This is a genomic window from Fluviibacterium sp. S390 (genome assembly GCF_049800695.1).
In the GTDB taxonomy this organism is placed as follows: domain Bacteria; phylum Pseudomonadota; class Alphaproteobacteria; order Rhodobacterales; family Rhodobacteraceae; genus Meridianimarinicoccus.
On record NZ_JBNAFN010000049.1, the window covers coordinates 1 to 6,419 of the forward strand.

The 6,419-nt window shown below is 59.9% G+C and carries 8 protein-coding genes; 5 read left to right on the forward strand and 3 right to left on the reverse strand.

Features of this window, described 5'->3' with window-relative positions; genetic code table 11:
- The first annotated feature begins 159 nt into the window (after positions 1-159).
- The 5 genes from ACP15K_RS20040 (at position 160) to ACP15K_RS20060 (ending at position 2,560) form a co-directional block, all read left to right on the forward strand.
- On the forward strand, positions 160-402 hold the full coding sequence (locus ACP15K_RS20040; RefSeq protein WP_424991438.1) for a hypothetical protein: 243 nt from the start codon (positions 160-162) through the stop codon (positions 400-402).
- 56 nt (positions 403-458) lie between these two features.
- A complete protein-coding gene (locus ACP15K_RS20045) occupies positions 459-746 on the forward strand; it encodes a BrnT family toxin (protein WP_424991439.1) in 288 nt (95 codons plus the stop codon).
- Positions 721-1,011, forward strand: a complete 291-nt coding sequence (locus ACP15K_RS20050; RefSeq protein WP_424991440.1) for a BrnA antitoxin family protein — start codon at positions 721-723, stop codon at positions 1,009-1,011. The genes ACP15K_RS20045 and ACP15K_RS20050 overlap by 26 nt, the downstream gene beginning before the upstream one ends.
- 479 nt (positions 1,012-1,490) lie before the next feature.
- Positions 1,491-1,709 carry a hypothetical protein gene (locus ACP15K_RS20055; protein ID WP_424991441.1) on the forward strand — a complete coding sequence of 73 codons (219 nt, stop codon included), beginning with the start codon at positions 1,491-1,493 and terminating at the stop codon, positions 1,707-1,709.
- 56 nt (positions 1,710-1,765) lie between these two features.
- A complete protein-coding gene (locus ACP15K_RS20060) occupies positions 1,766-2,560 on the forward strand; it encodes an ArdC family protein (RefSeq protein WP_424991442.1) in 795 nt (264 codons plus the stop codon).
- 118 nt (positions 2,561-2,678) lie between these two features.
- Here ACP15K_RS20060 and ACP15K_RS20065 read toward each other — a convergent pair whose 3' ends face one another.
- From ACP15K_RS20065 to ACP15K_RS20075, 3 genes are read right to left on the reverse strand one after another with little or no spacing between them, the layout of a single operon-like run.
- The gene (locus ACP15K_RS20065; protein WP_424990672.1) at positions 2,679-3,677 is read right to left on the reverse strand and encodes a tyrosine-type recombinase/integrase; all 999 of its coding nucleotides are present in this window, start codon (positions 3,675-3,677) and stop codon (positions 2,679-2,681) included.
- A complete protein-coding gene (locus tag ACP15K_RS20070) occupies positions 3,674-5,038 on the reverse strand; it encodes a tyrosine-type recombinase/integrase (RefSeq protein ID WP_424990673.1) in 1,365 nt (454 codons plus the stop codon). The genes ACP15K_RS20065 and ACP15K_RS20070 overlap by 4 nt, the downstream gene beginning before the upstream one ends.
- Positions 5,035-6,273: a tyrosine-type recombinase/integrase gene (locus ACP15K_RS20075; RefSeq protein WP_424990674.1), complete on the reverse strand. Its 1,239-nt coding sequence runs from the start codon at positions 6,271-6,273 to the stop codon at positions 5,035-5,037. Before ACP15K_RS20075 ends, ACP15K_RS20070 begins: the two co-directional genes overlap by 4 nt.
- Positions 6,274-6,419 lie beyond the last annotated feature (146 nt).

The window sequence follows — 6,419 nt, forward strand, 5'->3', positions numbered from 1 at the left end:
GGGCGGATCAGTGCCCGCGTTCTGCGGGTCGTTGATGTCACGGGCCGCACGCGGCGTCGCCAGGACGAAGAGCGCCGCGACATGCAGGCAAAGCACCGAGAGGAGCGCAGCCACCTGGTTGCGTTCCATCGAGAGCACAGGGCCTCCCAGATGGAAAGTTTGGACACGCGCAAGGAAATCATGCGCCGGGAAGTGAAGGCCGCCCACGCGCCGGACATGGCCCGCATGGCGGATCGGCACAAACAGGCTGAAGTTGAGGCCGATCGCCAGAGGCAGATGCGCGCCGCCGAGCGGGAGCAGGCAGAGCAGAAGACCGAGCGGCTGATCAGCCAAGCGGAGAAGCTCTACAAATCCATGCAGCGGGATCGCAGCCGTGACCGGGGCTTTGATCACGGGCGGTAGGACTATCTTCCTGTAGAAACGTAAGACGATTTGTGATACGCTGACTTGTGACAGAGATGATGCAGTTCGAATGGGATGAAACGAAGTCCGAAGCCACCCGCGAGGCCCGGGGCTTTGGCTTCGAAGAGGTTGCGGGGGTCTTTCTAGATCCTGACCGCGTCACTTTCCCAGATGAGCGCAAGGATTACGGCGAGCCCCGCTGGACGGTCTTTGGAGAGATCGAGGGGCGTCTCTTTGCGGTGTCCTACACGCTGCGTGGAGAGGTCATCCGTATCATCTCGGCCCGGAAGGCCAATGCACGAGAAAGGAGGCGCTACGATGGCCACAAAGACATTCAGACTTGATCCCGCCACCTCGGCAAAGCTCAGCGCGGAGGCCAAGGCGCGCTATGACGCCACCTCGGACGCGGAGATCGACTATAGCGACATCCCCGACATGGGTGATGTGGACTGGCAGCGCCCTGGCCCCAAGCCCACGGTGACGATGCGGCTTGATGAAGACGTGATCGGCTACTTCAAGAGCGAGGACCCCAAGGGCTACACACGTCGCATGGCGTCGGTGCTGACCGCCTTTGCCCGCCGCAACCAGCAGAAACCCAGCCCCGAATGACGGATCGCGTATAGGAGGCTTGCCCTGCCTCCTGATCCAGCAAGCCCGTGGTCGATATCGCGGGCTTTTCTGTGTCCGGAGTTATCCACAGCCTGCCATGGTCAAGACGTTCTCCGATTGTCGATCGTGCCGATACCGTGGCACGATGGAGTGCTCGCGATGATCCTGCATCGCGTCTGCCGCGCCATACACATACAGCAGTGGCAAGACGGGGGCAGGGCGTTGGTCCTGGTGTTTCTTTCGAGATCCTCCAGACGGTTTGCCGAAATCAGCGGATCAGTTCGGCAACGCATGCGGGCCTTGAGATTGGCAATGCGACCCCGCCCGGTCTGACCTGCAAGGGTGGCCCGCACCAGTGGCCTCTGGCCACCCGTGTATCCCCTTGCAGCTCCGCCCCTTGGGAGGGGTTTGTTCGCGCCATCAAGGCCGCACTGGTCGCGCGCCTTTGATCCAACAACAGCAACCCCGAGGAGGAGCTCATGACTGAAACAGAAACCAACACCCCAAACCGCCCGACACACCGTTTGTTCCATGTGACCGGCGAAGGCGAGAAAGCCAACTGGATGCGCATCGGCGCTGCCTGGAGCCACAAGGACGGCAAGGGCTTCAACATCGATCTGGAATACATGCCCCAGAAACCCGGTCGCATCGTCCTGCGCGAAGAGACCGATCAGGCCAACGAGGGAGACGGGCAATAGCCCCTCTCCGTTTTCCTAAGACAGGATTTGACCCATGAGATTTGAAAGGACCCATCATGAAGGAAGATGTATATGACCGCATAACCAACCGTATCGTCGAAAGCCTGGAGGCCGGTGTCCGGCCCTGGCTGAAGCCTTGGAACGCCGAGCATGCCGCAGGCAAGATCACCCGGCCCTTGCGCCACAATGGCCAGCCCTATTCCGGCATCAACGTGTTCATGCTGTGGATGGAGGCCGAAGCTGCCGGATATTCCGCGCCGATCTGGATGACCTTCCGCCAGGCCCGCGAGCTGGGCGGACATGTCCGCAAAGGCGAAAAAGGTGCCTTGGTCGTCTATGCCAACAAGATCACCAAAACCGAGACGGACAATGAAACCGGCGAAGAGGCTGAGCGCACGATCCCCTTCATGAAGGGCTACACCGTGTTCAACGTCGAGCAGATCGACGAGTTGCCTGCCCATTACTACGCCAAGGCCGCAGAGCCCGTTCTTGACCCAGGTGCACGCCTGGAGCCTGTCGAAGCCTTCCTTGCCGCAACCGGTGCCGATGTGTCCCATGGTGGCAATCAGGCCTTCTACATGCCGTCCCAGGATCGGATACAGATGCCCCCGTTCGAGTTCTTCCGCGATCCGGAAAGCTACTATGCCACGCTGCTGCACGAGACCGTGCATTGGACCAAACACACGTCCCGCCTTGAGCGTGACTTTGGCCGCAAGAAATGGGGCGATGAAGGCTATGCCATGGAAGAGCTGGTTGCTGAAATCGGTGCAGCATTCCTTTCCGCCGATCTCGGTATCACGCCGGATATCCGCGATGATCACGCCAGCTATATCGCGTCCTGGCTGAAATAATGACGAGCTCGTCATTACTTCAATTATCACGAGGACGGCATAATGCGGAGGAAGTCCGCCAATGCCTTTGTTTCCCTGGCGGTCTGTTCACTTTCCTCCGCATAATTTTTGATGCGCGTCAGAGCGTATCCAACCAGTCGAGCACGCCCTGGTCGCGCCGCCATGATGGCGGACTATCGGTCTTTGGTCTTTCGACCCGCTCCAGTGCTTTCCGTTTGGTCTCCAAGTTGGCCTGTGCATAGTGGTTGGTGGTCTCAAGGCTGACATGACCCAGCCAGCTTCGGATGACCGTGACGTCGACGCCGGCGGCGACCAAGTGTACGGCCGTCGCGTGCCGGAAGCTATGCGGCGTCACATGTTTTCTCGCCAGCGTCGGCGCGGTCTTTTCAGCCGCCCTGACATAGTCCGCCAGCTTGAACCGAACGCCCGAGGCGCTGAGAGGGTTGCCGTAGCGGTTTACGAAGAGAGGTTCATCGGCCGGCCTCGGTATTCGCTCAAGCAACGACCTCAGCAAGGCGACCGTTTCCGGCCAAAGCGGGCTGATCCGTTCTTTCCGGCCTTTTCCGTACAATCGCACGCAGGCCGGAGCATCGAACCTGATCGCCTGGGGGCGAAGATCAAGCGCTTCCTGGATGCGCGCGCCGGTATTGTAGAGCAGCGACAGCAAGACATGGTCCCTCTGGCCGATCAACGTGGAGCGGTCGGGTTGAGCCAGGATCGCCTGCACTTCTTCGGGTTCGAGGTAATCTGGCGCGCGGATCGGTGCCTTTTTCGTCGGCACGTTCAGAACCTCCGCGCATTGCGCCATGAACTCCGGTTCGCGCGTTGCCACAAAGCCGAAGAAGCTGCGCAGGGCGGCGAGGCGGCAGTTCCGGGTGCCGATTGTGTCACCGCGTTCGACCTCAAGATGTTGCAGGAAGGCGATGACCTTCGCCGCGGTCAATTCGCTCAGCGCTAGGCGAACAACCGGCTTGCCATGCCGGGCCGCGACAAATTGCAGAAAGAGCCTCCAGGTGTCCCGATACGACTTGATGGTATGCACAGAGGCGTTGCGTTGCTGGACCATCCAGTCAGTGAAGAACATGCGCAGCAATTGGGGGAGCGGATCAGATTTCATGGTGCCACCTCCGCCGGTTCAGCGTTGCCGGGCGAGGTGAAGGCCCGGAACCGCTCACTCGCTTCATACAGCAGCTCCTGGGTCACCGTGATGTAGACCAGCGTGGAGTTGATATCGCGGTGGCCGAGATATGTTGCAAGATACGGCAGCTTTTCCTGCGGGTTCACACCTTGTCGGTACCACTCGAGGATCCGGTGAACGACAAAGGTATGTCGCAGGTCATGGATGCGCGGCCCGGTCTTGCCCGTGGCCGGTTTGAGACCAGCCATGCGCAGAATGGCAACAAGGTGGGTGCTGATAGTTGCCCGACAGTAATAGCGGTTCTTTTGATCGTGCCAGAACAAACCGGCGTCTGGGCTGCGAGAGACCTTGGCCTTCTGCCGCGCTTCGAGAAGCACGCACAGAGCATCCATCGCGCTGTCCGACAGCGGCAGAATGCGGGACTTGAAGAACTTCGTCTCCCGGATCGCGATTGTTCCGGCCTGCATGTCAATGTCGCCAAGCGTCAGCCTTGCGATCTCGCCGATTCGCAGCCCGGCGCAATAGGCCAGAACCAACATCGTGTAGAGGTTGATCGGACGCGAGGGCGCGCGCGGCGATGGGTAGGTCCGGGCAATTGCCAGTAACCGCTGGATGTCCTCGGGTCTGTAGATATAGGGACGCCGCCAGCTGCGCACGACTTGTTTTTCGGGCCGGTTATTCGGTCGCCGTTTGGGGCGAGTTGGGTCGTCATGACACAGTGCCTTGTTCAGGATACGTGCCAGTCTCTCGCATTCGACAGGATGATTTACATTGGACTTTGTCTGGCGATATTGCGCAAGCAGCGTCTCCAACGGCTTGCCATCAAGATCGGGCCTTTGCTGCAGAAAGCGGTCGAACCGGCGGCAAATGACGTCGGCCGCCTCATACCGGTAACCTCGGCGCTGCATCCGCTCGACATGGTTGCGCATCAGCTCTCCCAATGAACTTTCGAACGGTCGAGGTTGCCGCAACGCCTCGAGTGCCTGATTGGGATCAGGGGCCATCAAAGCCCGTATTACGCCCGTGTCACTGTGGGCATTATAGTCACGGCGAAGGTCGGAGATCGGATTGCTCCCAATCCTTCCTTCATGCGCCAGGGCATCGAGGAAGCGGGCAACAATCCGGGCGCGGTGCAGCACCGTTGAGCGGGCCCAAACCTCACCGCGCTCACGCAACCAGTATTCAAGTGCTTGCCGGCCGGTTGCGCCAAACCGCAACACCGCCTGCCGGAAGCTGTTCAGCGCTTGCCGATAGTAGATTGGCGTTATCGCGCAGTTCAATGGAAGCCGGGCGATGTAGTGCTCGATGATCTCATCGCCATCCTCGGGCCAACCTCTCATTGTCTCACCTCCCGGTCTGGAAGGTTGATGGCAATCGAACGCAAGTCTTCGGTGGCGAGCTTCAGATAGGGCGCTGTCGATTCCGGGGATCGGTGGCCAAGTACATCGCCAATGATCTTGCGCGGGGTGGATGCCCTCAGCATGCTGACCGCACGGGCATGGCGAAAGATATGCGGCCCGCGCTTGCCAGCAAGCTCAATTCCGGCGGCAGCGAGGCGCCGTTTGACCACACCATAGAGGCCGCCCGCCTTCATCGACTGATAGGGTGCACGGCTCCGCAGGAATACGGTGCGGACATCCGCGTCCGGACGGCCGTCCCGCAAGTAACGCAGGATCGCTTCCCCCACGGGTTCCATCAGGGGCAGCATAGCCGTGGCATTGGTCTTGGAGCGTTGCACCCGAAGAGTATCCGCCCGCCAGTTGATATCCTCGATCTGCAGGCGGCCGACCTCGCCGGACCGAAGGCCGTAGTTGGCAAGAAGCTGCAGGATCGCGTGATCACGCAACCCCAAGGATGAGCTGTCCTGCCCCGCAAGCTCAAGAACCGCCGCGATCTGTTTGACGGTCAGGATCGACGGAATGCCCTCATGGGCGTAGAGAAGCGGGGCAATCACATGACCCGAGAGATCGTCCGCATGCAGCTTGCTCCGGTGCAAATGTCGCAGGAAGCCGCGTAACCGTTCGGCGACATCCTTGAGCGATTTGCGTGTCAGGCCCGGCGCCCTGATATCCATATAAGCATCGATGTCGCGCACGCTCAGATCGGCAAAATCGGCTTTTCTGTATCGCTGGATGAGCCATTTGCAGAAGTGGCGCGCCTCCCACATCAGCGCCGTGATCGAAGGCTCGGCCAAACCGCGTTCGTGTCGCAGCCATCGCTCATATTGGTCGCAAACCTCGCGGGTGAGACGCTCCGCTTCGTTTGCAGCAGGCAGAGCCGGCGGCCATTTCGGCAGAGCGGAGCGCAGCAAAGCGTAAATCCCCGACCGCGGTATCGATGCCCAGCTGGACCCCGGTGCGCGCCCGCGGTCCATTTGAAACTGCCGGACCGCGTAGCGCAGATATTCGGCGACAAGTTCCGGAGTGACGTCGTGCAGGTCAATCGCATGCTCTTCCAGGTAAGCGAGGAATTGACCCGCGTAGAGGCAATAATTGTGAATGACAGTTGGACTATAGCGCTGCCGGCGCAGCGTGCCGCGAAGTTCTGAAATTTCCTTGAAAGGCGATTGGGACATCGATTCCTCCTTGGTTTGATTGATCAACCCAAGAAACATCCAGCCTGAAATAATGCGCAGCAAGAACGGCACAGCCACGACCCAACACATTGAAATCAAACGGGCTACGAAATTCTCCTCCGCATTATGCCCTCCTCGCGATAACT